The sequence below is a fragment of the Endozoicomonas sp. SESOKO3 genome (assembly GCF_024606255.1).
Genome location: NZ_JAHHPR010000634.1, coordinates 1 through 1,219 on the forward strand (window position 1 = coordinate 1; position 1,219 = coordinate 1,219).

At 44.9% G+C, this 1,219-nt stretch carries 1 protein-coding gene; it reads right to left on the reverse strand.

Annotation, left to right across the window (positions count from 1 at the left end):
• A partial coding sequence (locus KDK18_RS11175; protein ID WP_257254981.1) for a hypothetical protein occupies positions 1–1,219 on the reverse strand: 1,219 nt, incomplete at both ends.

The window sequence follows — 1,219 nt, forward strand, 5'->3', positions numbered from 1 at the left end:
AAGGCCCTGGTCTTTTCTTCTTCACTCTTGAACCTGACCATTTCTTCCTCAAGCTGGTTGACCAGATTAAACGCGGGGAAACGATGTGCATAGCGCTCAAGCCATTGACTGTACGAGGAAGATTCCCGCGCGAGTGTGAGTGTATCTGATAAACGATCAGTTTCTCTGGCATCCCAATTGACGAAAGCAACTTTTTCAGGCTCCGCATTTTCCTGTAATCCATGAGAGATCACGTCCTGGAAATTAAAGTGTAATGCGTAATCTTGAGCATCTTTTCTTGGGTCTTTAGACTCCTTAGACGCCTCCTCAATCGTGGCTTCGTACAAAGCATTTTCGATTGGAGCAAAAGTGAACTCGTTCGCGATGATGGCTTCAGGCAAACCATCATTGAGCCTGTGACCGGACTCGATCAACCTATCTTCGAGTAAGGCTTTGACGAACTCCTCTCTGCTTTTGGCATCGTCTGGATCCTCTTCGCTTGAGATATCGCCTGGATCCTCTTCATTTGTGATATCGAATAACGGATTTTCGAATCCGGTATCGCTACGTGGATCTTCGGGTCTGGCATGGGTAAACTCATTTCTGGGGGCGAGGGAGGTCAACCCGAACTTGGCCTCGAATAGAACGGTAAGCCCGTCAGGCTTGAGGGTAAAAACAACACGGTTGAGTTCAGCATAGGGCGCCTCTTTTGAAGTTGAAGGCCTGTCAGGATCACCACCGGTAGTTTGCTGAGAATCGCCTGCTGACACAGACCCTCGAATCGCAATAGCAGAATTTGCACGAATTCCTTTTTGGGCCAACTTTTTCAAAACTTCAGGTACAACATAATATTTATGGCTAGTATCCACTTCGCCCGCAGAACCTGAAATATCTTGTGCAGAATTATCAAAAGAGAAGGCTATGGATTGTACGGTGGTATTCTCGGGGATGGCCATTCTTAGAATCGATGATAGATTTTCCACTATGTCCTGAGAATAGAGATAAGCATGAGTATTCAAATTGGCGTCAAAGAAAAGAAGACTTCCAGTAATGATTACTTTAGTGTCTTCACCAATATTTCTGAGCGGTATTCCTACCATTGTTTCAAGTTTATTTTTCCCCGTCATATCAATATTAAAAACGTTGTACAAAGTGCTGGTTCTTTCGGTGCGGTACATCTCATAAAGCTTGAGGAAGAAATGGTCAGGTTCAAGAGTGAAGAAGAAAAGACCAGGGCCTT